Below are 23,043 nucleotides of genomic sequence, written 5' to 3'. Positions count from 1 at the left end.
GAGTGTCCGCCCCATGACACGATTGAGCGCGCCCCACCATGATCGGATCTCCGTGCCCATGCAGTCAGAACTCCCAGAGATGATCGGCCCGTACCGCGTGGTCGCCCGGCTCGGCACCGGTGGGATGGGCGAGGTGTTCCTCGGGGCGTCGCCCAGCAGGCGCCTCGTCGCCGTGAAGGTCATCCGCCTGGAGCTTCTGGACGATCCCCGATGGCGCACGAGGTTCCGCCGTGAGGTGACGTCGGCGCGGTCGGTCAGCGGCTTCTACACGGCGCCCGTCGTCGACGCCGACCCGGACGCGGAGCGACCGTGGCTCGCGACCCAGTACATCCGTGGTGTGAGCCTTTCCAAGGTCGTCCGGGAGAAGGGGCCGCTTCGCGAACGTGCGGCCTGCCGCCTGGGGGCCGGACTCGCCGAGGCCCTGATCGCGATCCACGGTGCGGGCATCGTGCACAGGGACTTGAAGCCCTCGAACGTACTGCTCGCTTCGGACGGGCCAAGGGTCATCGACTTCGGTATCGCGAGGCCTCTGGACGCGCTGCCCCTGTCCCGCAAGGAGATCCTGGGGACGCCCGCCTACATGTCACCAGAGCAGGCTCTCGGAGACCCCCTCCACACAGAAAGTGACGTGTTCTCGCTCGGCTCGACCCTCGTCTTCGCGGCGACGGGAGTCGCGCCCTTCGGCGCCGACCGCAAGGTCCGCGGGCGGATCGTGTACGGCGAACCGGACCTCAGCCGGTTGCCCGCCCCCATGCGCGGGCTCGTGACCCGCTGTCTGCTCAAGGACCCTGGGGAGCGTCCCACACCAGAGCAGATCCTCGTCGCCTTGTCCACGCTGCTGGACGCCCACTACGGCGAGGAATGGCCGCCCGTCGACGTCGAGCAGCTCATCGGTGTCCAGGAGAAGACACTGGTCGAGATCACCGCGGAGTTGCCCACGCTGCGGGAGCACTAACACGCCCGGTCAGGGCAGACCCTCGGCGAGTGCGTCCCAGAAGGCGGTCTCGTAGGCGTGTAGGAGGCGGGCCGCGCGGGCTGCCTCGACCGGGTCGTCCCCGGATGCCAGCCCGGACGCGATCACGTCCAGGGCTTGTTCCTCGAAGCCCGGCGGTGGCTCGGCGAAGAAGTCGAAGAACCCGACGGCTGTGTCAGGGAAGCCGTACTCCGCACGGAGGGCCCTGGCGGTGCGGGCGCAATACGCACCCCACTCCTCCAGGTTGGCCAGCATGGCCAGGGCGACCTCGGCGGCCGTCCCGAAGGCCGCCCTCTGCGCGAGGTAGGCCGGATACGCCTGTGCGAGGGGTTTCGGCTCGTAGGCCATGAGATTCTTCTCACTTTGCCCGAGCGCGGCCGCGAAGTCTCCGAGCAGCGTCAGCGCCCGCCCCTCGCCCTGCGCGAGCCCCAGGAACAGCTCACCGGACGACGAATCGGGATACCTTGCAGCTAGCAGGGCGAAACTGCGCCGATCGCTCTTGACGATCCGATACTCCTCGCCGGCCAGCCAGACCAGGCGATCTCGGGGCAACTGGCCCGCTTCGAGCAGGCTGACGAAGCGGTTCGCGGCCGCTCCGCCCGCGATATCCCGGCGGGTGCGAGCGACGAGTTCAGCGGCCCCGTGATCGGTCACGATCCCACCGGAGCACCTGGCCCGGCCTTCCGTCAACAGGACGTGCCGGATCGGCCCGGGTGATCACGTGGATACGATGAAGAGCGGAACGTCTGCGCAGGTGTGGACGCAGTTGGGAGTGAGCGAGTATGTCGGATTTCGAGCTCGACCACGCGAGCGGCCGGATGCCTCTGGAGGTCACCGAGGCTACGGAAGGGCCGTCAGGGCTGGTCGTTGGCAGCCTCTTGAAGGAGACGGGGCATGTCACGCTCGATCCCGGTTTCACCAACACCGCGTCCACGACGTCGGCCATCACCTACATCGACGGCGAGGCGGGCATCCTCCGCTACCGGGGCTACCCCATCGAGGAGCTGGCGGAGAAGTCTTCCTTCCTCGAGGTGGCCTACCTGCTCATCTACGGCGAGCTCCCGACGCCCGACCAGCTGAGCGCGTTCACCGACAGCGTGCGGAACCACACCTTGCTGGACGAGAAGTTCCGCGCGTTCTTCTCCGCGTTCCCGCGCCGGGCCCACCCCATGGCGGTGCTGTCGTCCGCGGTCAGCGCCCTGTCCACCTTCTACCAGGACAGCCTCGACCCGTTCGACCCCGAGCAGGTCAACCAGTCGAGCATCCGCCTCATCGCGAAGCTGCCCACCATCGCGGCGTACGCCTACAAGACCTCCAACGGCCAGCCGCTCCTGTACCCGGACAACTCCCTCGGGTATGTGGAGAACTTCCTCCGCATGATGTTCGGCCTGCCCACCCAGCCCTACGAGATCGATCCTGAGATCGCGCGCGTCCTGGACATGCTCTTCGTCCTGCACGCCGACCACGAGCAGAACTGTTCGACGTCGACTGTGCGCCTCGTCGGGTCCAGCCAGGCGAACCTGTTCTCGTCGGTGTCCGCGGGCGTGGACGCGCTGTTCGGCCCGCTGCACGGCGGCGCCAACCAGGCCGTCCTGGAAATGTTGGAGCGCATCCACGAGAACGGCGACGACATCGACTCGTTCGTGGAGCGCGTCAAGAAGAAGGAGCCCGGCGTCAAGCTGATGGGCTTCGGGCACCGCGTCTACCGCAACTACGACCCGCGCGCTGCGGTCGTGAAGAAGGCCACGGGCAAGGTCCTGGACGCCCTGGGCAAGTCCGACCCGCTGCTGGATCTGGCCATGCGTCTCGAAGAGGTCGCGCTGAGCGACGACTACTTCATCGAGCGCAAGCTCTACCCCAACGTGGACTTCTACACCGGCGTCATCTACAAGGCGATGGGCTTCCCCACCAACGCGTTCACCGTGCTGTTCGCGCTCGGCCGGCTTCCCGGCTGGATCGCCCAGTGGCGCGAGATGATGAACGACCCGGCCACGAAGATCGGACGTCCTCGCCAGGTGTACGTGGGCCCCGGTGAGCGCCACTACGTGGATCCTTCCGCCCGCTAGCAGCAAGGGAACGTCGCCGGATCGTCCGCTCTCGCTTGGCCGAGCGCCGGTGGGCCGCGTTGGAGCGCCTTCTGACGGACGATCCGGCGGCGGCCGACGTGCCTGGCACGTCGGCAGGTCAGCAGGTCGGCGCCATGCCTGCCCGCGATCGCCGGTCGCGGGCGATCCGTGTTCGCATGGCGCTCGGACCTGCGCGCTCGGAGCCTCTATCCACAGAATCGCCTTCTAGTGAAAGTGCTCGGCGGCCTCCTCGAAGGTGGACTGCGAACGCCGGTCCACGGCCCCGAGGAGGCTGCAAATGCGCGTCACCATCACGGTTCCCGAAGAGACGACCGCCGGCTTCGTCGTCGCGACCGACAGGGAGCCCGGCGATCTCGTGGCGGCGATCCGACAGCGGCTTCCCGTCCCGCTGGCCGCGGCGGTGGCGGGCCTCCTCGGCACCCCGCATCTCACGCTGTCCTGCCATCCCGCCGGGGATTCGCCCTGGGACCTGACCGAGGTGGCGGGTGCCTCCGAGGACGATGCGGAGCGGGCCCGCCGAGCCTCACGGCACATCGGCGTCACATCCGTCCTGCCGGTCGGCGACCTGCCGTCCGGGCCGCTCCTCGCACGGGCGACGGCCAAGGCGATCGCCGACTCGCGCTGCGGGGTGCCCGTAGACCTCGCCACCGGCCGGACGCTGGCGGTGACGAGCTTCGGTCGTTTGGACGACTTCGTCCTCGCCGACGACTGGCTCGGCACCGTCCTGCCGCCGTACCGGAACTCGGGCCGCTGCACCGCCGACGAGGACGACATCGACGGCTGCGCCTGCGTCACCCTCAAGACCCGCGGGTTGCGGCGGTTCGGGCTGCCTGAGCTGGAGATCGCCAACGTGGCATGTCCCCACGACCTGGCCGCTCTCAACATCCTCCGTACGACGGCGCAACGGCTGCTACCTCTGGGCAGGCACCCCGGCGACCACGTGCTGCCCGGCGAGCTGATGCTGACCAGCACCGACTTCTCCGCGTTCTGGGGCAATCGAGACCCCATGTGGGACGACGGCCCCATCGCTGTACGGCTGACCGACGTCGGTTCCAACCGCCTAAGCATCCAGCCGCCGGCGGGGTTCCCGGGCACCCTGAACGAATGGCTCTGGGACGACCTTCCGCCCGTCCTGCACGAGTTGCTCACCTGCGAACCCGACCTCACCGCCCCCGTCAACTGAACCGACCGCAAACGCTCCCGACCTCGGGCACCACCACCGCGGACGTGCCTGCCAGTAGGGCACGCGACCCATCGTGCAGCAACTCGCGGACGACCAGCAGCCCCACCGCACGACGTCGAGCACACGGGCGCTACCGCAACGGATCGCCGCACCCGAATGGGACGAGATGCCGCTACATCAAGAGGGTGGGACCAGAAAGTGTCGGTGGAGGCTCGTAGCCTGAACGCTGCCGAACTCGACCACGCGGAAAGGTGACCATTGGCGACCTATGTACTCATCCCCGGAGCCGGCGGAGAGTCCTGGTATTGGCACCGCCTCGTCCCGGAGCTGCGAGAGCGGGGGCACGACGTCGTGGCCGCCGACCTCCCCGCGGGGGACGATTCGGCGGGCCTGCGGGAGTACGCCGACACCGTGGTGAAGGCGATCGGCGACCGGTCCGGCCTCGTCCTGGTGGCACAGTCCATGGGCGGGCTCACCGCTCCGCTGGTCTGCGAACGGCTGCCGGTGGAGCTGCTCGTCCTGCTCAATGCCATGGTTCCGGCACCCGGCGAATCGGGTGGCGCCTGGTGGAAGAACACCGGTCAGGCTCAGGCCATGGCCGACCAGGCGGTCCGCGAGGGACGGACGCCGTCCGCGGAGTTCGATCCGGAGGAATGCTTCTTCCATGACGTCCCGCAGGACGTGAAGGCCGAGGCGCTGTCCCGGGAGGAACCACCGCAGTCGTCGACGCCGTTCGCGGAGCCGTGGCCGCTCAGCGCGTGGCCGGGCACCCCGACCGTGTTCCTGCAGGGACGCGACGATCGACTTTTCCCGTTGGAGTTCCAGCGCCGTGTGGTACGCGAACGGCTGGGCATCGAGGTCGACGACATGCCCGGCGGCCACCTGCTGGCGCTCAGCCGCCCCAAGGAACTGGCCGAACGACTTGAGGCATATCGCACCCGTCCCCGCTGATCCGGCAACCACGGCATCCCGGACGCATGCGCCCGATGGCCTTGGCGTACAGCGATGCCGTCGTTTCCCGACGCTCCGCCAGGTTCGGGAGGAAATACGCCGGGCCGGGCATCGCAGAAGCGTGGATGCCAGTCACGGCATTCCTGACCGAGTGGCCAGGGCGGGAGGCACGGGATAGGGGCGTTCCTTGGGGAGGAGGGCTTTCGTCTGGGATTTCCGGCCTGCCTTGGGGAGCTCGTGGACCTTGCGGGCAAGGGCCGTGCGAGTCCGGGAAGTACGCCGGGTAGGCCGTGATCGAGTCGCGGTCGTAGCGGGCTCGGATCTCGCGTGTGCGCATGGGCCGGCCAGGCTTTCCCAGGGCGGGGGAGCGATTCAACCGGTTTTCGGGGACGCCTTCTTGCGGCGGTGGGCCTTCTGCCGGCATGAGGCACTGCAGAAGCGGGCCGGACGGCCGGTCGCGGCCGGAGTGAGCGGGGTCGCACAGATCTCGCAATGCGTTTCGTCACGCGGGCCAGAAGTTTCGTTTCGTTTCGTCGTGGGACGGAGCGCATCGCAGGCAAGGGACGTCATGTGGCCGGGACGGTCGCCCCGGCGATGCCCGCGCTCCATGTACATGGCACCCGCCAGGAGGGCGCGGACGTCCTGAACGTCCACGTCGGGACGTACGGCGCCGGCGTTCTGCGCCCTCCGCAGCAGGACGTCGAGGGCAGCGGTGAACTGCTCGTCCATGCCGCTCGCGTCGAAGCCGCGCATGTCGGCCGCCAGGGCCTCGCAGACGGCGTGGTTGAACATGGCCCGCTCGACGACCTGCGTTACGAAACCGTAGAAGGCGTCGGCCGGGTCCGCCGCGCCCCCGAGGGCCCGGGCCTCGTCCACGATCCGTTCGATGCGGACGGTGACGACGGCCTGGAACAGCGCCTCCTTGGTGGGGAAGTTGCGGTACACCGTGCCCGCCCCCACTCCGGCGCGACGAGCGATGTCATCGAGCGGAACGAGGTGCCCCTCTGCGGCGAACGCCTCGAAGGCGGCCTGGAGGATGCGCTCGCGGTTCCTGCGCGCATCGGCGCGCTGGGGCGGGCTGCCCAACGGTGCCTCCTTCTTGCGTTGACGACTTCGTGCATTGACAAGCGGGGCGCGCGTTCCGGTACGGTTCCTAACCGGGTTGTTCGTTCCGATTATAGGAGGATCCGATGTCGGTCGCAGCGGTGGAGGAGATGCGGGGAAGGCTGGGCAGGGTCGGTGCCGTGCTCATGACGCCGATCGCGCCGGCGGACGAATGGCGACGCGCGGCCCGGCGGGTGGAGCGGGCGGGCTACGGAGCAATCTGGACCAACGAGGCCATCGGGGGCCGCGAGGTCTTCACGCAGCTGGGGGTGATGCTCGCGGCGACGGAGCGAATCGTCCTCGGATCGGCCGTCGCGAACCTGTGGGCGCGGCATCCGGCCACCATGCAGGGAGCGGCGTCGGTCCTCGCAGACGCCCATCCGGGCCGGCTCGCGCTCGGCCTCGGCGTCAGCATCGCCGCGGCCGTCGAGCAGAGCGGGCAGAAGTGGGCGAGCCCGCTGAACCGGATGCGCGAGTACCTCGACGGGATGGACGCCTCCGCCGGAGCCGCCCCGGTTCCCGACGTGCCGTTCCCCCGGCTGCTGGCGGCCCTCGGCCCGAAGATGCAGGGCCTGGCGCGCGACCGTGCGGACGGCGCGCTGCCCGCCATGATGCCCGTCGCGCACACCAGAGCCGCAAGAGAGCGGCTGGGCCGGGACAAGCTCCTGATCGTCATGCAGATGGCCATCCTCGAGACGGATCCCGAGAAGGCGCGCGCCGCCGCGAGGCAGATGCAGGTGCTCAGCCTTCCCGGCTCGCCCTACGTCCGTTCGCTGAAGGAGCTCGGGTTCCCGGACGAGGCGCTCGCCGACGGCGCCTCTGACGAGGTCGTCGACGCGTGCTTCGCCTGGGGCGACGACACCGCGATCGGCAAGAGGGTGCAGGACCATCTGGACGCCGGCGCCGACCACGTGTCCATCGCGGTCCTCGCCCCGGACCCGGCGTCGTCCGCCGACCTTTACGAACGACTCGCTCCCACGCTCCTCTGACCGGCTCCAGCCCCGAGCAGCCCGACGATCCGGCCCGTCTGACGGCGGTCAACGCCATCAGGCGGGGCGGAACAGGCGGGTTTCGTAGGCGGCTGTCAGCAGTTGTGCTCTGTCGCGGGCCTGGAGTTCGGAGAGCATCGCGGCAGCAGGCAGGCGCGGCGTGCTGCCGCGTTCCACAGCGGCATTCCTCGTGTCGGCCGTCTTCGTTCGGCACGCCGTGCCGAAGACGTCATGCCGAAGGTCGCCTACCACCTGCCGGGGCCGTGGAACGAGCGCGCCGGGTCAGTAGACCGCGTCGGGCGATGGTCGCGGCCCTTCCCAGGCCGATCGGCCGCGACGAATGCATGGGCCCGAACGCGCGAACGGCGGCGCCCCGCCATGGGGCTCCGCCGTTGCAGGACGGGCGGGCTGTCAGATTCAGCCCGCCTGAGGGGAGGTCGCCCGGATCGCCAGGCGTTCGCGGAGCATGTCGGTCGCCTCGCCGATGCGGGGCGCGGCGGCCTGGGCTCGGACGCGCCGGCGGTCGAACTCGACGACGGCCTGGGCGAGCGCCGGCCTCGGCAGCGACTGGTCGTTGACCACGCTCAGCGTGACCTGGACGGACGTGACGCCACGGGCTCCGGCCAGCGCCTCGCGGACGGCGCGCTCAGCCGCCGAGCGCTCGTGCGCGGAGACATCACCCGAGGTCAGGAACCGTATCTCTGGTCGCTCACGGGTCGCGTTCATGGTTCCCCCAGATGCGCGGTGGTGGTCGCCTGTCTGCAGAGCGGCGGCTGTGACCGCCCTCTGTCGGGAAGAACGTACGAGCGGCCGGAGATCTTGCCCGTCCGGGACGAGAGCTTCGTCACGCCGCCGTCCGCCGATGCGGGCCGCCCCGCCGCGTCGGCACCGGAAGAGTCGCCAAAAGGCCCGACGTGCGACATTCACGTGTCATCCGACAGTTCACTGAATGGCCTGTCAGGATTGGTCGCCCACAATGCCAGCGAACGGTGGGATATGGGTACGCCGACGACGGCGCGACGGCCGGCGAAAGGACCCCCGAACCATCTTCGGGATTGTCCCGGCACCACGTTCCGCAGCAACGCCGCCACCTACAGCACTGGTCACCGGGCATCCCCGCCGACCGGGGCGAGCCATCGGCCCCGCATCCCGGCCCGACCCCAGACGCGTTTTTCGATACCTCCCGAAAACAGGGCCGCATCCTCTAACATAGGGCGGTGCCGTCCGGCCTCCGTACAGACCCGTCAACTGGCTGGTGACCCCTTGCCCCAGGATTCAGCTGCCCCAACACCTCCGGCCGAAGGTGATCCGGCCGGACGGCTGATCGATTACCCCCGGCGCGGCGGCCCCACCGTCCTGCGCATTCTTCTCGGCGCGCAGCTGCGCCGGCTGCGCGAGGCGCGCGGGATCTCCACCGAGCAGGCGGGGTATGAGATCCGCGGGTCGCATTCCAAGATCAGCCGGATGGAGCTGGGGCGGGTCGGGTTCAAGGAGCGCGACGTCGCCGACCTGCTCACCCTTTACGGCGTCTCCGACCCCGCCGAGCGGACACCGCTGCTACAGCTGGCCAAGGAGGCCAACAACCCCGGCTGGTGGCACCGGTACGGCGACATCCTGCCGAGCTGGTTCGAGGTGTATCTCGGCCTGGAAGAGGCCGCCTCGATGCTGCGTGCTTATGAGTTGCAGTTCGTTCCCGGGCTGCTGCAGACCGAGGACTACGCGCGCGCCGTCGTCCGGCTGGGCTACTCCGACGCCTCGGAGGAGGAGGTCGAGCGGCGCGTGCAGATCCGCACGACGCGGCAGGAGCGGTTCACCTCACCCGGCGCCCCGACGCTGTGGGCGGTGCTGGACGAGGCGGTCGTGCGCCGTCCACTCGGCGGCCGCGAGGTGATGCGGGCCCAGCTCAAGCACCTCATCGAGGTGTCGGAGCTGGCCAACGTGACGCTGCAGATCGTGCCGTTCGGCGCGGGCGGGCACGCGGCCGCCGGCGGCCCGTTCACGATCCTGCGCTTCGCCGAGCCCGGCCTGTCCGACGTCGTCTACCTGGAGCAGCTCACCAGCGCGCTCTACCTCGACAAGCCGACGGACGTCGACACCTACATGCGGGCCATGAACAACCTGTGCATCACGGCGGCGCGTCCAGACGACACCGCCCGGTACCTCACCGACATCCTCAAGGAGCTCTGAACCAGGGTCACGACGGGTCGCCACCGGACGGGTCGCCATCGGTGACCCGCTGGTCCCGGGTGCGGCTTCCGCCTCGGAACTCTGCGACGACCTCGCCGTCCGGGACGCGGCGCACCGTCACGTCGTAGATCCCGCTCCGGCCGTAGCGGACGCGTTCGGCCGCCGTCGCCTCCAGGACGTCCCCGCCGCGCGCGCTCGCCACGAACACCACCTCGGCGGACGCGGCGACCGTCACGGCGTCATGGGTGTTGCACGCGTAGGCGAACGCGGAGTCGGCGAGCAGGAACAGGTAGCCGCCGTGCGCGAGCCCGAAGCCGTTCACCATGGTGCCGGCGACCGTCATGCGGAGCCTCGCCCGGCCGGGCCCGATCTCGACGATCTCCATGGCGAGGTCCTGCGCCACCTGGTCCCGTGCGTACATCGTCTCGGCGCATCGCCGCGCCACTTCCGCCGCGTCGTCCACCGGCCCAGCGTAATGAGAGTGCGCACCACCAGGGCATGGGTAGGTCGCGCCTTGAGCCGCCGGGAAGTCGACCCCGCGTTGCGGGGTTACACGGGAGCGGGCCGAACCGGGAGAAGGAGAAGCGATGCTGTACGGCAAGGAACACGTCAAGCGCTACCAGGAGACCGACGGGGCCGAAGGCCACGACTGGCAGGGCACGACGACGCTGCTGCTCACGACGACCGGCCGCAAGACCGGCAAGGAGCGCACCACGCCGCTCATCTACGAGCCCGAGGGGGACGCCTACCTCGTCGTGGCGTCCAAGGGCGGGGCGGACGAGCCGCCGCTCTGGTACCTGAACCTCCAGGCCGACCCGGAGGTGAAGGTGCAGGTGAAGGGCGACAGGTTCACCGCGAGGGCGCGGACCGCGACTCCGGAGGAGAAGCCACCGCTGTGGCGGAAGATGGTCGCCGCCTGGCCCGCCTACGACGAGTACCAGACGAAGACGAGCCGCGACATTCCGGTGGTGGTGCTGGAGCGCGTCTGAGCCGCCGTCCGCGCGGGTTCCCTTTCGCGGCGCGGGCCGGACGTGTAGCGTCGGCGTAGAACATTCATTCGACCACCATCCGCCCCGACGCAGCCGAGGTGCCGAGGTGCCCACGTCCCAGACCGCCGACGTCGATCCGCCGCCGCGGCTCCTGCGGCGGTGGGACATCGGCGCCCCGGAAGCGGCGAGCCCGCTGGCGGCGGGCCCGGGCCGCCGGTGCTGGCGCGTCGACGCGGCCGCGGGGACGTTCTTCCTCCGCGAGTACGCCGAGCCCGACCGCCGCCGCGTGCTCTTCCAGCACACCGTGACCGCCGCGCTGGACGCGGCCGGGCTGCCGGTGCTGGCGCCGCTGCCGGCGCGCGCCGGCCGGACGCTGGTCGCCTCCGCCGGCCGCGGCTACGCCCTGTACCCGTGGGTCGGTGGCCGCGGGCGCGGCGGGCTGGAGCTGACGTTCGTCCAATGCGAGGCCCTCGGCGAGCTGCTCGGGCGTCTGCACGCGGCGCTCGACGAGCTGACCGCGCCCGTCCAGCAGAGCATGCTGGTGCCGACCCCGCGCGCCGCCGACGCGTCCGCCGCCGTCGAGGAGATGCTGCGGGACGTCCCGGGCGACGGGGACGGCACCGACTTCGACGCGCTGACCGGGCGCCGCCTGCGCGAGCGCCGCGACCTGCTCACCGAGTTCGCCGGGCATCAGCCGCCCGACATCGAGGTGAGCACGGTCGGGCACCTGCACGGCTCGTTCCACTCCGGGCATCTGCGCTACGGCGGGTCGGGGAACGTCACCGCCGTCCTCGGCTGGGACGGCCTGACGACCGGCCCGGTCGCCGGCGAGGTGGTCCGCTCGGCGGCGCGGCTGTTCGCCTGCGACGACGAGCGCGGGCTCGACCTCGACCGCGTGCAGGCGTTCGTGCGGGGGCACCGCTCGGCGTATCCGCTGGACGCCGGGCAGATCCAGTCGGCCGTGCACCGCGCGTGGTGGGAGCGGCTCTGCGACGTCGCGCCGCTGCGGCACCGGTACCTGGGCGAGGACGGCACGGGCGGGCGCGGCCCGGCATCGCTCGTCGCCTGGTGGTCGGCCCAGCTCGACCGCACCCTCGACGCGTTCGCCGCGCCGTACACGGCCGCGTACGCCGACGCGGACGACGGCCACGCCTACGGCTGACCGCTCCGGTCGCCGCCGCGATCCCCGGGTCGCCGCCGCGATCTCCGCCCGCGGGTGGGTAGGGACATCCGGGAACCGGACAGTCCGACGAAGGGGAGCGTGAGATGGCACAGGTCGCGATGCTCGGAACCGGGATCATGGGAGGCGCGATGGCCCGGAACCTGCTCCGGGGCGGCCACCGGGTCGTCGTCTGGAACCGCACGGCGGCGCGGGCGGAGCCTCTCGCCGCCGACGGCGCCACCGTCGCGGGCTCCCCCGCCGAGGCCGTGGACGGCGCCGAGGTGGTGATCACGATGCTGAAGGACGGCGAGACCGCCCTGTCGGTCATGTCCGAGGCGTCTCCCGCGCTGCGCTCCGGGCAGATCTGGGCGCAGATGGGGACGGTCGGCCTCCCGTCGCTCGGGCGGCTCGCCGCCTTCGCCGCCGAGCGCGGTCTCAGGTTCGTCGACGCGCCCGTCCAGGGCACCAAGCAGCCCGCTGAGCAGGGGAAGCTGATGGTGCTCGCCGCCGGCCCGCAGGACACGCGGACCGTCCTCGACCCGGTGTTCGACACCGTCGGCGCGAGGACGCTCTGGCTGGACGAGAACGGCGCGGGCGGCGCGGGCACCCGGTTGAAGCTCGCCGCGGTCAGCTACGCCATCTCGCTGACCGCCGTCGTCGCCGAGTCCGTGGCGCTGGCGAAGGGCCTCGGCCTCGATCCGTCGCTGCTCGGCGAGGTCCTCACCGGCGGCCCGCTGGACAGCGCCTACCTGCAGATCAAGATGAAGGCGATGATCGAGGACGACTTCGAGCCGAGCTTCGCCGTCCGCAACGCCGAGACCAACACCCGGCTCATCCACGAGGCGGCCGAGTCCGCCAAGATCCGCGTGGACGTCAACGACGCGGCCGGCGAGCGCTTCCGCCGCGCCATCGAGCGGGGCCACGGCGACGCGGACATGGCCGCCACCTACCTCGCGAGCTTCGCCACCTGATCCCGCCCCGGCGCCCCAAAGCTGGAGAACACTGGAACTGTCCGGAAGTACCTGTACTGTCCTCGGCATGTCCAGGTCCCCCGGCCTGCCGTCCCCCGACGAGCTGGAGAGGCGCATCGGCGAACTGCGCGCCGCCGTGCGGCGCGCCATCGCGGCCGGAGACCGGCGGGAGGCCCGCCACCTGCGCGCCGAGCTGCGCAAGGCCGAGAAGGCGTGGGACGACGCGGTCCTCGGCGAGCCGGCGCCCGCGCCCCGCGGCGAGGGCGAACGGGGACTGCTGCCCGTCCGCGACCAGGTGCACCAGGCGCTCACCCTCCTCGGCGCGCCGGCCGCGCCGAAGCTGATCGGTTCGGTGTACGCGGCGTTCTTCCCCGGCGAGATCCCGGGGACCCGGCTGACGAGCCTGCGCCGCGACGAGGAGCGCTCGTTCCGCACCGCCCCGTACGCGCGGCCGTACTACCTGTGCGCCGCGCTGACCGCCGACCTGCTCGCCCCCGCGCGCGGGCTGCTCACCGTGAGCACCTGGCCGCTGGAGCAGCGGATCGTCGGCCCGCTGAGCCCGCGCACCGACTTCCTCACGTGCGCGCTGCGCCTCGCCGAGCACGCCGGGCGCGGGACACCGTCCCCGGACGCGCAGCGGCTGCTGTGGCGTTTCGCGTCCAACATTCCGGGTGCGGTCACCGGTACGGTCGGTACGGCCGATCCGGCCGTGCTCGCCGAGGCCGCCCGGGCCGAGCTGGACGTCCACCGCGAACCGGACCGGCGGCGCCGCGAGGCCGCCGCCGCCCGCGCCCGGGAACGGCTCGACGACGCGGAACGGCTGTTCGGCAGCCGGTTGCGCGCCGTGCGCGCCTCCGGGCGGCGCCCTGCCATCAACGGAGAGAATGCCCCATGACCGACACCGCACCGGAGCTGGACCGGCTGCGCGGCGGCGCTCCCCCGCGCAACCACGACGCCCGCACGATCGCCGCGCTGACGTCCAATCCGGGCTGCGCCCGCCGCGGGGTGATGGACGCGGCGGGCGTCGACAAGGAGGCGGTGGCGCGGGCCCTCGGGTTCCCCGCGCCGTTCGGGCAGTCGCAGTTCGCGATCACGCGCGGTAACGCGTTCGAGGCGCAGGTGAAGGCGGACGGGTGCGCGGAGCTGCTGACGCTGCTGCGCGACCGGCTCGGCCTCGACGTGCCGGAGGTCGCCTACGACGACCTGGAGGTGGTCGCGGGCAACGAGGGCCGGGAGCTGCGGCACTCGCGGACGCGGCGGCTGCTCGCCCGCGCGCTGGAGGCGGGCGAGGGCACGCTGTTCGACCATCCGCTGCTGCGGCTGGAGATCGCCGGGTGCCCGGCCTACCTGGAGCCGGACGTCATCGCGTTTCAGCTCGCGGGCCGGCTGCACGTCATCGAGATCAAGTCGTTCGCCGTCGTGGACGGGCAGGCCGAGCCGGAGCAGGTCGCCGCGGCGGCCCGGCAGTCCGCGGTGTACGTGCTGGCGCTGCGCCGGCTGGTGGCCGAGCTGGGGCACGATCCGGCGCGCGTGTCGCACGAGGTGTTCCTGGTCTGCCCGGAGAACTTCTCCAACCGCCCGACGGCGACGCCGCTGGACGTGCGGCCGCAGTTGGCCGTCCTCGAACGGCAGCTCGCCCGGCTGACCCGCGTCGACGAGCTGCTGGCGGAGCTGCCCGACGGGCTGACGTTCGAGGCCGGCGATGCGCTCGCGGCGTCGGTCCGGGCGGTGGAGGCCCGGTACGCGCCCGAGTGCATGTCGGGCTGCGAGATGGCGCTGTTCTGCCGCGACGAGGCACGGGAGTGCGGTGCGACGGGCGCGCTCGGCCGGTCCGTCCGCGACGACCTCGGCGGCGTCGACACGATCGGCACCGCGCTGGCGCTGGCGGACGGCTCGCTGGCCCCGTCCGACGACCTGGCCGAGACCGCCGAGCAGCTGCGCGCCGCGGCCCGGCTGCGCGCCGAAGCCCTGGACGGGGCGGCGTGATCCCTTCATGAGCGCGCTGTCCTCGCTCGCGCAGTTGCAGGCGGTGGCCGCCGGGGTCGCGCAGCCGCTGGCGACCGTGCGGCACTGCCATGTCCCGGACGCGCCGCTGGTACTCGTCCCGCTGAAGCTCGCCGGGGAGGCGGCGGCGCCGCTGGCCGTGCTGGCCGGCAGCGCGCCGGACGAGCCCGCGCTGCTGGTCGTGCCGCAGCCGCGCAACCGCGATCTGCGGTTCGGGTTCGCCGCCGGGCTGGCCAAGCTCGTCCTGAACCACATCGAGACGAGCCGGGGCGCGGTGGAGGAGCTGCCGCCCGGCAAGGAGGGCGAGGAGCGGATCCGGTACGGGGACGCGCCGCAGCTGCTCGTCCCGAACCGGGGCGGCGTCGCGTTCCTGCGGCTGATGGGACGGTCGACGCGGTTCCGCAGCACGGAGGGCCCGTACGCGGTCGACCCGGCGGTGCCGGTGCTCGGCCGGTGGCTGACGTGGTTCGCCGACCGGTACGACCATCCCGGGTCGTCGCTGCTGCTGGCGATGACGGAGGCGCTGCGGCTGCACTGGGCGACCGGCCAGAGTTCGCTGGAGGACGGCAACCTCGCCGCGCTGATGGGCTGGATCGACCCGCCGGACGGCATGGACGGCGCGGCGGCGGCGGCCCGCGCCGAGGACCCGGTGCTCTGCCCGCCCGCCGGGCCGACCACCGACCCGACGTTCGACAACGAGGTCCTCGCCCCGGCGATCGCCGCCTACGACCGTGCGGGGCGCGGCTCCCGCGCGGAGGAGAGGCTGCGGGAGGCGCTCGCGAGCCAGCTCACCCCGACGTGGGACCTGATGTGGCGGGCCGTCGAGCTGCTGCGCGCGCTGCCGGAGGCGGCGAGCGCGCCGCGGCGCTGGGAGCGCGACCGCGACGCCTTCACCTATTACCACCAGACGTTCGGCGAGGCGTATCCTCAGGCGCGCCGCGACCCGCCCGTCCGGGCGGCGCGGCGGCTGCACGACCTGGAACGCGCGCAGGACGCCTACGACGCGCAGCGGGCGTTCGACGACCCGCTGGTCATGGCCGAGCACCGGCTGAACGGCCAGGCGTTCGGCGGGACGGTCACCGGGTGCGACCCGACCCGGCTCGACGAGACGGGCAAGCGGCCGAAGCTCCGGCCCCTGCTGCGGGTCGGCACGCGGGATCCGGTGCGGCTCGACGCCGGGACGACCGTCTGCAACGCGGCACGGCCCGCGCTCAAGGGGAGGATCGTGGAGATCGGGGACGGGTCGGTGCTGCTGGAGCTGACCGGCGGGATGGGCCGCAAGCTCACCCCGGAGCCGGGCGCCGTCCCGCGCGAGGGCGACCGGGTCTGCTTCACGTCGCTGACCGAGGGCTCGTTCGGCGCGGCGAAGTTCCCCGACCGCGAGGACACGCCGTGGACGCACGGCGGTCCGCCCGGCGAGTACGTGCCGACCGACGAGGACGCCGAAGAGGAATGGTCGTGACCGAACACGCGGGCCGCCGCCTGGTGCCGGTGGCGGCGGAAGGTCTCCAGCCGTCCGCGCTGGATCCCGGGCAGGCGGCGGGGCGGGTCGTGGACGACGTCCTCGCCGATCTCGCCGGCGGGCATCGCGGCGTGGTGGTCGACTCGCCCCCCGGGGCGGGCAAGTCGACGCTGGTCGTCCGCGCCGCCGCGCACCTGGCCGAGGCCGGCGAGCGGCTGATGATCGTGGCGCAGACGAACGAGCAGGTCGACGACCTCATCGAGCGGATCGCGGACAGGCATCCCGAGATCACGCTGGGACGGCTGTCGGCGTCGGGGTACGTGCCGTCCGAGCGGGTGCTGGCGCGTCCGTCCGTGCGGATCGCGCAGAAGGCCGCCGATCTCGCCGAGCGCACCGTGGTGATCGCGACGGCGGCGAAATGGGCGACGCTGCCGGACGGCTCCTGGCCGTGGGCGATCGTCGACGAGGCGTACCAGATGCGCTCGGACATGCTGCTGCGCATCGCGCGCCGGTTCGAGCGGGCGCTGTTCGTCGGCGACCCCGGGCAACTCGACCCGTTCTCCACGGTGGAGGTCGAACGCTGGGCGGGGCTGACGTGGGACCCGATGCGCAGCGCCGTGTCCGTCCTGCTCGCGCACAACCCGGAACTGCCCGTCCACCGGCTGCCGGTGTCGTGGCGGCTGCCCGCGTCGGCCGCGCCCGTCGTGTCCCGGGCGTTCTACCCGTTCACCGGGTTCCGCGCCGGGACGGGGCCGGGCGACCGCCGCCTGGAGTTCGGCGCGCGCGGCATGGGCACCACCTACGACCGGGCGCTCGAAGAGGCCGCGGCGACCGGCTGGGCCCTGTACGAGCTGCCGGCGCGGCACACGCTGCGCACCGACGCCGAGGCGGTCCGGGTGACGGCGGCGCTCGCCGTCCGGCTGCTGCAACGCGGCCCCGTCGCGCACTCCGAGCAGGGGTCGAGCCCGGTGGGCGCCGCCCGCGTCGCGATCGGCGCCGCGCACCGCGACCAGGTCACCGCGATCCGCGCCGCGCTCGGCCCGCACGGCGACGGCATCACCGTCGACACCGCGAACCGGCTGCAGGGCCGCGAGTACGACGTGACGGTCGTCCTGCATCCGCTGTCGGGTCGTCGCGACGCCACCGCGTTCCACCTGGAGTCGGGGCGGCTCTGCGTCCTCGCGTCGCGGCACCGGCACGCGTGCGTGGTGGTGGCGCGCGCGGGCATCCCCGAGCTGCTGGACGCGCACCCGTCCGCGGAGCCGGTGCACCTCGGCGTGCCGGTGAAGTTCCCGGACGGGTGGGAGGCGAACCAGTCGGTCCTCGCCCACCTGGCCGGGCATCGCGTCGTGGGAGGCTGAGCCGCGGGGGCTGAGTGGCGAGAGGCTGGGGCCTGTTCGTGGTTTGGATCACTGTATGGCTGGGAGGCCGCGCAGCCAGCCGATGCATCCGCGCAGTCAGCGGCAGCCCGCGGGTGTCGACCGCCAGGTGTCGTTTGCGGCGGTTGAGCTTCTTGCCTGCCGTCATGACCGCGGTCGGCCTTGGCGACCGTTTCGGCGGCTTTGACCGACTGGCCGTCGACGATGACGGTGACCGGGCGGGCGCAGCGGCCGGCGGGGCGGCGGACCTGCTCGCGCAACTGGCCGCACAGCTGGCCGTGCAGCATTGCCACCACTCCGGTCCGCGCCCAGCGAGCGAACCATTTGACGAGCGGACCGGTGACCTGTCGTGTCCGCCGGCAAAACCCTTCCCTGCGGACGATCTCCACCTAAGGCCCAGGAGATAGAGGCCGACCAGGAGCGACGGCGCCAGGTGTAGGCACTGACGCAGAACGGCTCCCGGCAACGGGAGCCGTTCTTTTCGTTCTGAACCGGAGCAACCCATGATCTTCGAGAGATTGAAGACAGGCACTCAAGTGCCTGTTCCCGGAATCTCGGGCAAGGCGTCAGCCTCACCGGACCTGGCCAGGGCGTAGTCGATCAACGTGCGTCGTTCGCGGCGGTGTAACCGGACCCGACGTTCTGAACGTCGCCGGCGGGCATGCGACTCCCCCTCAACGTCATCGGGCCCGTCGGGGCGGGTTTTCCCCGCCGGCCTGCACCGGCTACGGCCCGAACATCCTGAACGTCGCGGTGCACTGGCGACCGCACTGCCTCAGCGGTCACGCCGCCGGTAGGCGGCGCCGAGATGGCGTCGGCCGAGTAAGAGCGGTCCCGGTCGAGGACGCTGACACGGTGGGCCCGCCGGCTTTCGGCCGCGTCGCTGGTGGTGAGCAGCACGGTCTTGCCGGCTGCGGCCACGTGGTGCAGCGTCGCCCAGATTCGGTGGACCGTTCCCCCATCCAGGCCGGACGTGGGCTCGTCCAGGAACAGCACGTCCGAGCGGTTCACCATCGCCAGCGACAGGTCGAGCAGCCGCCGCTCACCTGCCGTCAGCCGCTCGAACCGCACCCCGGCGACCTTCTCCAGTCCGGTCAGGGCGAGCGCCTCGTCCACCGTCAGCGGGTCCAGTGTCCAGCGCCGCCAGGCTTCGAGGACCTCAGTGACGGTGAGGCCGGGGAACAGGCCGCCGTCTCGCCACACCGTGCCGACCCGCAGCCCGTCCCGCTCGGCGTAGGGATCGGCGCCCCGGAGCCGGACCCGGCCACCGCAGGGCCTCCGGAGGCCGGCCAACGCCTCCAGCGCCAGGGTCTTTCCGGCCCCCCGGTGGCCGAGTAGCGCGTGAATCTCGCCTTCCGGCACCGCCAGCGACAAGCCCCCGGCCACCAGGCCGCCTGAGCTGACGCGCAAGTCGCGTGCCTCGACCACGATCGTGTTCATCCTCGTTCCTCCCGCGCCGTGCGGCTTTCGGTCCTTCCGGAGCGTCCGCGTAGTACGAGGCTATGGAGGCGACCCGCCGGTAACCGCCTGAACTGGCCGAGCGTTCGCAGTCCGTAAGATCATCGGAACGTGGGCGCCCCTGTGCCACCGAGCCCGGGCAGGCTTATGGCCGGACGTTCGGCCGTACGGGGGCCTGCTGCGTACGCTCGGAGCCATGAGCGAGCACCAGGACGACGCTGCCGAGCGGCGTGCCGAGTTGCATCGGCTCGTTGGCGGGTACTGACGAAACCCTCTGACCAGCGGCAGCAACCGCACATCGGGGAGCGTCTATGCGGGCCCCGCGGTCGCGGACCAGCGGCCGTTGCGCCGGTCGATGCTGATCGGATGGTCGAAGCAGGCGCTGACCAGCTCCGTCGTGAGCACCTCGTCGGCCGGGCCCGAGGCGAGCACCCGCCCCTCCCGCAGCAGCAGGGCGTGGCTGGTGCTGACGGGCAGTTCCTCCAGATGGTGCGTGACGAGCACGGTCGCCAGGTCGGGACGGTCGGCTCTTGCCCGCGCCGTTCGGGCCGATCAGCGCCCAGTGCTCGCCCCGCAGCACGGTCATCGTGACACGGTCGAGGAGCGGCCGCCGCTCGCAGACCAGATCGATCTTGTCGGCGTCCAGCACGACGTTCGACACGGGACCTTCCGTTCAAGGATTCGGCATGGGGGCACGCTGGGAGTGTGCGGCGGTGCGGGGACGCCGGGGGCCGGGATCGCCGGGGCGGCGCGCCGGTGACGATCTTCAACGTATCCGAGAGGCTCCGACGGGTACGACGGAGGCGTCCGGCCGGATACTGTGAGACCCGGTGCCTCAGCGATCAGGGGAGGGACATGGAGGACATCGGCCTCATGTGCGCCCGCTGCGGCGGCGAGGTGCACGACGTGACGCACAACCGCGAGGGTTCGCTCGACGGCGTCGGCTACCGCCACAACCGGCGGGTCGAGCCGTGGGACCACGAGCTGGAGCTGGCGGTCGGCGAGCCCCTCCCGCGGGAGCCGGGCTGCGACTTCTGCGGCGCGTCCGGGCCGAGCTGGCTCTACTACCCCACGCTCGACCCCGACGACACCGACATGTTCGAGGTCGAGCTGGACACCACCGACCTCTCGGACGACGACACCGCCGTGGCCGTCCTGAACATGCTCTACCCGTGGTACGCGTGCGACACGTGCTCCGTCCTCGTCGCCGACCGCAACATCGACGTCCTCATCGACCGCGCCCTCGACCGCACTCCCGTCCCGGAGGACGGCCCCGTCGACGAGGAGACCGTCCGCGCACGCCTCCAGGGCTCCCTCTCGGTCTTCTTCACCACCCGACCCGGCCGCCCCCAGCCCTCACGGGCCGTATAGCCCGCGCGCTCGGCCCCGGCGCCCGGGCGCCCGGCGATTCGAACCAGGTTCGGGGGTGCGGCGGCGGAATGTCGGGCGGGGTCAATAGGATCTAAGCCGTTTTGGTGTGGTGATAGTACGGGGGAACGTCAGGTGATCATTGACGAACGTTTCCACGGGCCGGACGGGTCCGGGAACGGCGGATACGTCGCGGGGCGCCTCGCGGGGCGGGTGCTGATCGACACGGTGACGGTGGCGCTGCGGCAGCCGCCGCCGCTGGACACCGAGCTGACCGTCACGACGGAGGACGAGCGGGGGCACAGCGCGCGGCTGTGGGACGGCGACCGGCTGATCGCGGAGGCGCTCGCGGGGGCGATCGTCGTGCCGCCGATCGCGCCCGTCCCGTTCGAGCGGGCGGTGGAGGCGGCGGAGAAGTTCCGGACGCAGGAGAACCACCCCTTCCCGGGCTGCTTCGTGTGCGGGCCTGACCGGGAGCCCGGCGACGGGCTCCGGCTCGAGCCGGGGCCGGTCGGCGAGGGGACCGTCGCGGCGCCGTGGGTTCCGGAGCGGGTGCCCGAGCGGGAGCTCGTGTGGGCGGCGCTCGACTGCCCGGGCGGCTGGTCGTTCGACGTGGCGGGCCGCCCGGCGGTCCTCGGCACCATGACCGCGCAGGTGATGGACGTCCCCGAGGCCGGCGAGCGGTGCGTCGTGATGGGGCGCGCGCGCAGCCGCGAGGACCGCAAGATGCACGCGGCGACGGCGCTCTACGGGGCGGACGGGCGGCTGCTCGGCCGCGCCGAGCAGATCTGGATCGAGATCGACCCCGAGGTTTTCGGCCGCTGAACCGGTCGGCCGGCCGGTGATCCGCAGCCGGCCGACCGGATCCGGTTCCGCATGTGTCGTGCGAATGTGTCGTCCGACGCTGTAATCTCGGCCGGATCCGCTGTTCAATCTGAGCTTCCGCGGATACGGAGGCGCGACACATGGGCGAAGACGGGTTACTCATCCTGGCCCTGGCGGCCCTGGCGGCCTACACGGGCATCCACTGGGGGCGGGCGCGACGCTCCGTGACGGATCTGCGGCTCGGCCGGCGGCGGGCCGTCACGCTGCGGCAGGGCGTGGCGCGCGAACCCGGCCACGTCATGCTGGTCATCATCGGATCGGCGCTGGCGCTCTTCCTGGCCGTCAGGTACGGCTGAGCCCCGGACGGACGTCCGCCCAGGGCACGCGCGGCCGGGTCAGGGGCCCGCGAAGAGCGGGTCCTCGCGGTCCACGCCGTTCAGGGGACGGCCGTGGTTCTGCGCGTCGCGGCCCGGCGCCCGGTGGCCGCCGGTGTTCGAGCCCGGCGTTCCGTTCGGGGTGGGGGCGTCGCTCGGGAGGGGCGCCGCCAGCGGCATCGGCGGGGCACTGGTCGGCACGGGGGCGTGCGGGGCCGACCCGCCGATCGGGGGCAGGCCGGGCGGCAGACCGGCGGGTTGCCGTCCGGCGGCTTGCGGCCCGGTGAGCTGCGGTCCGGTGAACTGCGGACCGGCGGGTTGCGGCACGCCCGGCGGGGGCATCGGGGGGCCGCCGCCCGGCATCCGGCCGCCCGGCGGCATGCTGGACGACAGCGTGTGGTGCGTGAACTGGTCGATCTGGCGGCGGGCGCGGTCGGCCTCGGCGCGGGCGGCGTCGCGCTCCTCGGCGAGGGCGGTGAGCGCCGCCTGCTGCTCGGCGACCGACTGCGAGAGCTGCCGCAGCTGGACGGCCTGGTCGTTGATCTCGCCGGTCAGCTCGTCCCGCTCCGCCAGCGCGGCCTTGGCCTGCGCCTGGGCGGCGTCGCGTTCCTTGGCGGCCTCGTCGGCGCGCGCGTTGGCGCGGACGACCTCCGCCTCGGCCTCGGACTGGGCGCGCAGCGCGGTGGTGCGCTCGGCCTCGGCCTTGCTCGCGGCCTGCATGGCGCGCTGCCGCTGCGCCTCGGTGTCGCGCATGGCGTTGCGCAGGTCCTCGGCGCCCTGCTTGGCGACGGCGGCCTCCACGCGCTGCGACTCGGCGGCGCCCTCGGCCTCGGCGAGCTTGGCGTGCAGGCCGACGAGCTCGGCTCGCGCGGACTCCAGCGCGGCGAGCAGCTCGGTCTCGCGGGCGGCGACGCGGTCGCGCTCGCTCTCCGCGGCGAGCTTGGCCGTCATCGACTGCTGCGCGACCTGGTGTGCCTCCTCCCACGCCTGCTGGGCGGCGTCGCGCTTGGCGGTGGCGACCCTGGCCTCCTCCAGGGCGCGGCCGGCCTCCTGCTCGGCGCCCTCCGCGCGCTTGCGGGCGGTGGACGCCTCCTGCCACGCCTCCTCGGCCCGGCGCTGGGAGGCGTCGCGCTCGCTCTGCGCGATGGCGAGCTCCCGGGCGGCCTCGGCGCGCACCTCGGCGACGCGGCGCTCCACGCCGGCGACGCTCAGCTCGGAGGTCAGCGAATCGGCGAGCAGGTCGGCGGCCTTCTCCAGCCGCTCGACCATCTCCCAGGCGGAGGCGACCTGCCCGGTGAGGCCCGGCGCGTCCCGGCCCCGGTCGCGGCGCTCGCGGGCCTCGCGGGCGCAGACGCCGTCGTTGTCCCGGCAGTAGCGGACGGCCCGGACGGCTCCCACGGGCTGCGGGACGGGACGTCCGCAGTTCGCGCACGGCCATACCGTGACCGGCTCGCCCATGCGGGCGACCGCCGTCCCGGTGGATTCCCCCGCGCCCTCGGAGACCGCGCCGACCTGGGGAGCCGCGGCCGTCTCCTCGGGGCCGCTATTGTCGCGCTCTTCGATGTTAGGCATGGAAT

23 protein-coding genes are annotated in these 23,043 nt (G+C 72.3%); 16 read left to right on the top strand and 7 right to left on the bottom strand.

What is annotated here, in order from left to right:
• The first annotated feature begins 58 nt into the window (after positions 1-58).
• Positions 59-955, top strand: a complete 897-nt coding sequence (locus tag SM418_RS33815; protein WP_371945597.1) for a serine/threonine-protein kinase — start codon at positions 59-61, stop codon at positions 953-955.
• Positions 956-964: 9 nt separating this feature from the next.
• Here SM418_RS33815 and SM418_RS33810 read toward each other — a convergent pair whose 3' ends face one another.
• Positions 965-1,627 (bottom strand): thiaminase II/PqqC family protein, encoded by a 663-nt coding sequence (locus SM418_RS33810; protein WP_371945560.1) that lies wholly within the window; start codon positions 1,625-1,627, stop codon positions 965-967.
• A gap of 128 nt (positions 1,628-1,755) precedes the next feature.
• Here SM418_RS33810 and SM418_RS33805 point away from each other — a divergent pair, with 128 nt between their 5' ends.
• The 3 genes from SM418_RS33805 (at position 1,756) to SM418_RS33795 (ending at position 5,194) form a co-directional block, all read left to right on the top strand.
• Positions 1,756-3,039 carry a citrate synthase gene (locus SM418_RS33805; protein ID WP_371945559.1) on the top strand — a complete coding sequence of 428 codons (1,284 nt, stop codon included), beginning with the start codon at positions 1,756-1,758 and terminating at the stop codon, positions 3,037-3,039.
• A gap of 298 nt (positions 3,040-3,337) precedes the next feature.
• Positions 3,338-4,243, top strand: coding sequence for a hypothetical protein (locus SM418_RS33800; protein WP_371945558.1), 906 nt, complete (start codon positions 3,338-3,340; stop codon positions 4,241-4,243).
• A 258-nt stretch (positions 4,244-4,501) separates the two neighbouring features.
• Positions 4,502-5,194, top strand: coding sequence for an alpha/beta fold hydrolase (locus tag SM418_RS33795; RefSeq protein WP_371945557.1), 693 nt, complete (start codon positions 4,502-4,504; stop codon positions 5,192-5,194).
• 372 nt (positions 5,195-5,566) lie between these two features.
• Here SM418_RS33795 and SM418_RS33790 read toward each other — a convergent pair whose 3' ends face one another.
• On the bottom strand, positions 5,567-6,280 hold the full coding sequence (locus SM418_RS33790; protein WP_371945556.1) for a TetR/AcrR family transcriptional regulator: 714 nt from the start codon (positions 6,278-6,280) through the stop codon (positions 5,567-5,569).
• Between the two features lie 104 nt (positions 6,281-6,384).
• Here SM418_RS33790 and SM418_RS33785 point away from each other — a divergent pair, with 104 nt between their 5' ends.
• On the top strand, positions 6,385-7,287 hold the full coding sequence (locus SM418_RS33785; protein WP_371945555.1) for a TIGR03620 family F420-dependent LLM class oxidoreductase: 903 nt from the start codon (positions 6,385-6,387) through the stop codon (positions 7,285-7,287).
• A 417-nt stretch (positions 7,288-7,704) separates the two neighbouring features.
• On the opposite strand, the gene SM418_RS33780 is transcribed toward SM418_RS33785, so the two are convergent.
• Entirely contained in the window at positions 7,705-8,013 is a 309-nt protein-coding gene (locus SM418_RS33780; protein WP_371945554.1) for a hypothetical protein, read from the bottom strand.
• Positions 8,014-8,607: 594 nt separating this feature from the next.
• On the opposite strand from SM418_RS33780, the gene SM418_RS33775 reads away from it, so the two are divergent.
• Positions 8,608-9,474, top strand: a complete 867-nt coding sequence (locus SM418_RS33775) for a Sco1979 family transcriptional regulator (RefSeq protein WP_371945596.1) — start codon at positions 8,608-8,610, stop codon at positions 9,472-9,474.
• Between the two features lie 7 nt (positions 9,475-9,481).
• Here SM418_RS33775 and paaI read toward each other — a convergent pair whose 3' ends face one another.
• Positions 9,482-9,937, bottom strand: coding sequence for a hydroxyphenylacetyl-CoA thioesterase PaaI (paaI, locus tag SM418_RS33770; protein ID WP_371945553.1), 456 nt, complete (start codon positions 9,935-9,937; stop codon positions 9,482-9,484).
• 124 nt (positions 9,938-10,061) lie between these two features.
• Between paaI and SM418_RS33765 the strand changes: the two genes are divergently transcribed.
• The 7 genes from SM418_RS33765 to SM418_RS33735 all read left to right on the top strand — a co-directional run bounded on the left by SM418_RS33765 (position 10,062) and on the right by SM418_RS33735 (position 17,423).
• On the top strand, positions 10,062-10,463 hold the full coding sequence (locus SM418_RS33765) for a nitroreductase family deazaflavin-dependent oxidoreductase (RefSeq protein ID WP_371945552.1): 402 nt from the start codon (positions 10,062-10,064) through the stop codon (positions 10,461-10,463).
• Positions 10,464-10,569: 106 nt separating this feature from the next.
• Complete coding sequence (locus SM418_RS33760) at positions 10,570-11,625, top strand: phosphotransferase enzyme family protein (RefSeq protein ID WP_371945551.1); 1,056 nt, start codon at positions 10,570-10,572, stop codon at positions 11,623-11,625.
• A 104-nt stretch (positions 11,626-11,729) separates the two neighbouring features.
• Entirely contained in the window at positions 11,730-12,596 is an 867-nt protein-coding gene (locus SM418_RS33755) for an NAD(P)-dependent oxidoreductase (protein ID WP_371945550.1), read from the top strand.
• 67 nt (positions 12,597-12,663) lie between these two features.
• Positions 12,664-13,491: a hypothetical protein gene (locus SM418_RS33750; protein WP_371945549.1), complete on the top strand. Its 828-nt coding sequence runs from the start codon at positions 12,664-12,666 to the stop codon at positions 13,489-13,491.
• Positions 13,488-14,582 (top strand): hypothetical protein, encoded by a 1,095-nt coding sequence (locus SM418_RS33745; protein ID WP_371945548.1) that lies wholly within the window; start codon positions 13,488-13,490, stop codon positions 14,580-14,582. The genes SM418_RS33750 and SM418_RS33745 overlap by 4 nt, the downstream gene beginning before the upstream one ends.
• Before the next feature lie 7 nt (positions 14,583-14,589).
• The gene (locus SM418_RS33740; protein ID WP_371945547.1) at positions 14,590-16,062 is read left to right on the top strand and encodes a hypothetical protein; all 1,473 of its coding nucleotides are present in this window, start codon (positions 14,590-14,592) and stop codon (positions 16,060-16,062) included.
• Between the two features lie 59 nt (positions 16,063-16,121).
• Positions 16,122-17,423 (top strand): AAA family ATPase, encoded by a 1,302-nt coding sequence (locus tag SM418_RS33735; RefSeq protein ID WP_371945595.1) that lies wholly within the window; start codon positions 16,122-16,124, stop codon positions 17,421-17,423.
• Positions 17,424-18,041: 618 nt separating this feature from the next.
• Here SM418_RS33735 and SM418_RS33730 read toward each other — a convergent pair.
• Both SM418_RS33730 and SM418_RS33725 read right to left on the bottom strand, forming a co-directional pair.
• The gene (locus SM418_RS33730; protein WP_371945546.1) at positions 18,042-18,881 is read right to left on the bottom strand and encodes an ATP-binding cassette domain-containing protein; all 840 of its coding nucleotides are present in this window, start codon (positions 18,879-18,881) and stop codon (positions 18,042-18,044) included.
• A gap of 327 nt (positions 18,882-19,208) precedes the next feature.
• Positions 19,209-19,403 carry an ATP-binding cassette domain-containing protein gene (locus SM418_RS33725; protein ID WP_371945545.1) on the bottom strand — a complete coding sequence of 65 codons (195 nt, stop codon included), beginning with the start codon at positions 19,401-19,403 and terminating at the stop codon, positions 19,209-19,211.
• A 351-nt stretch (positions 19,404-19,754) separates the two neighbouring features.
• Here SM418_RS33725 and SM418_RS33720 point away from each other — a divergent pair, with 351 nt between their 5' ends.
• The 3 genes from SM418_RS33720 (at position 19,755) to SM418_RS33710 (ending at position 21,448) form a co-directional block, all read left to right on the top strand.
• Positions 19,755-20,270 carry a hypothetical protein gene (locus SM418_RS33720; protein ID WP_371945544.1) on the top strand — a complete coding sequence of 172 codons (516 nt, stop codon included), beginning with the start codon at positions 19,755-19,757 and terminating at the stop codon, positions 20,268-20,270.
• Between the two features lie 132 nt (positions 20,271-20,402).
• Positions 20,403-21,092: a thioesterase family protein gene (locus tag SM418_RS33715; RefSeq protein WP_371945543.1), complete on the top strand. Its 690-nt coding sequence runs from the start codon at positions 20,403-20,405 to the stop codon at positions 21,090-21,092.
• 140 nt (positions 21,093-21,232) lie between these two features.
• Positions 21,233-21,448: a hypothetical protein gene (locus SM418_RS33710; protein ID WP_371945542.1), complete on the top strand. Its 216-nt coding sequence runs from the start codon at positions 21,233-21,235 to the stop codon at positions 21,446-21,448.
• 39 nt (positions 21,449-21,487) lie between these two features.
• Here SM418_RS33710 and SM418_RS33705 read toward each other — a convergent pair whose 3' ends face one another.
• The gene (locus tag SM418_RS33705) at positions 21,488-23,038 is read right to left on the bottom strand and encodes a coiled-coil domain-containing protein (protein ID WP_371945541.1); all 1,551 of its coding nucleotides are present in this window, start codon (positions 23,036-23,038) and stop codon (positions 21,488-21,490) included.
• Positions 23,039-23,043 lie beyond the last annotated feature (5 nt).

Source organism: Actinomadura chokoriensis (genome assembly GCF_041463665.1).
GTDB classification, from domain to species: Bacteria; Actinomycetota; Actinomycetes; order Streptosporangiales; family Streptosporangiaceae; genus Spirillospora; species Spirillospora chokoriensis_A.
Note: the sequence above shows the minus strand (reverse complement) of the source record. Positions and strands in the feature narration are given on the sequence as shown.

What these genes read in the sequence shown, in the direction of transcription:
- SM418_RS33705 (WP_371945541.1), bottom strand. Translation starts at nt 23,038, where the DNA reads ATGCCTAACATCGAAGAGCGCGACAATAGCGGCCCCGAGGAGACGGCC.
- SM418_RS33710 (WP_371945542.1), top strand. Translation starts at nt 21,233, where the DNA reads ATGGGCGAAGACGGGTTACTCATCCTGGCCCTGGCGGCCCTGGCGGCC.
- SM418_RS33720 (WP_371945544.1), top strand. Translation starts at nt 19,755, where the DNA reads ATGGAGGACATCGGCCTCATGTGCGCCCGCTGCGGCGGCGAGGTGCAC.
- SM418_RS33805 (WP_371945559.1), top strand. Translation starts at nt 1,756, where the DNA reads ATGTCGGATTTCGAGCTCGACCACGCGAGCGGCCGGATGCCTCTGGAG.
- SM418_RS33745 (WP_371945548.1), top strand. Translation starts at nt 13,488, where the DNA reads ATGACCGACACCGCACCGGAGCTGGACCGGCTGCGCGGCGGCGCTCCC.
- SM418_RS33800 (WP_371945558.1), top strand. Translation starts at nt 3,338, where the DNA reads ATGCGCGTCACCATCACGGTTCCCGAAGAGACGACCGCCGGCTTCGTC.
- SM418_RS33755 (WP_371945550.1), top strand. Translation starts at nt 11,730, where the DNA reads ATGGCACAGGTCGCGATGCTCGGAACCGGGATCATGGGAGGCGCGATG.
- SM418_RS33765 (WP_371945552.1), top strand. Translation starts at nt 10,062, where the DNA reads ATGCTGTACGGCAAGGAACACGTCAAGCGCTACCAGGAGACCGACGGG.
- SM418_RS33730 (WP_371945546.1), bottom strand. Translation starts at nt 18,881, where the DNA reads ATGAACACGATCGTGGTCGAGGCACGCGACTTGCGCGTCAGCTCAGGC.
- SM418_RS33780 (WP_371945554.1), bottom strand. Translation starts at nt 8,013, where the DNA reads ATGAACGCGACCCGTGAGCGACCAGAGATACGGTTCCTGACCTCGGGT.
- SM418_RS33740 (WP_371945547.1), top strand. Translation starts at nt 14,590, where the DNA reads ATGAGCGCGCTGTCCTCGCTCGCGCAGTTGCAGGCGGTGGCCGCCGGG.
- SM418_RS33750 (WP_371945549.1), top strand. Translation starts at nt 12,664, where the DNA reads ATGTCCAGGTCCCCCGGCCTGCCGTCCCCCGACGAGCTGGAGAGGCGC.
- SM418_RS33785 (WP_371945555.1), top strand. Translation starts at nt 6,385, where the DNA reads ATGTCGGTCGCAGCGGTGGAGGAGATGCGGGGAAGGCTGGGCAGGGTC.
- SM418_RS33815 (WP_371945597.1), top strand. Translation starts at nt 59, where the DNA reads ATGCAGTCAGAACTCCCAGAGATGATCGGCCCGTACCGCGTGGTCGCC.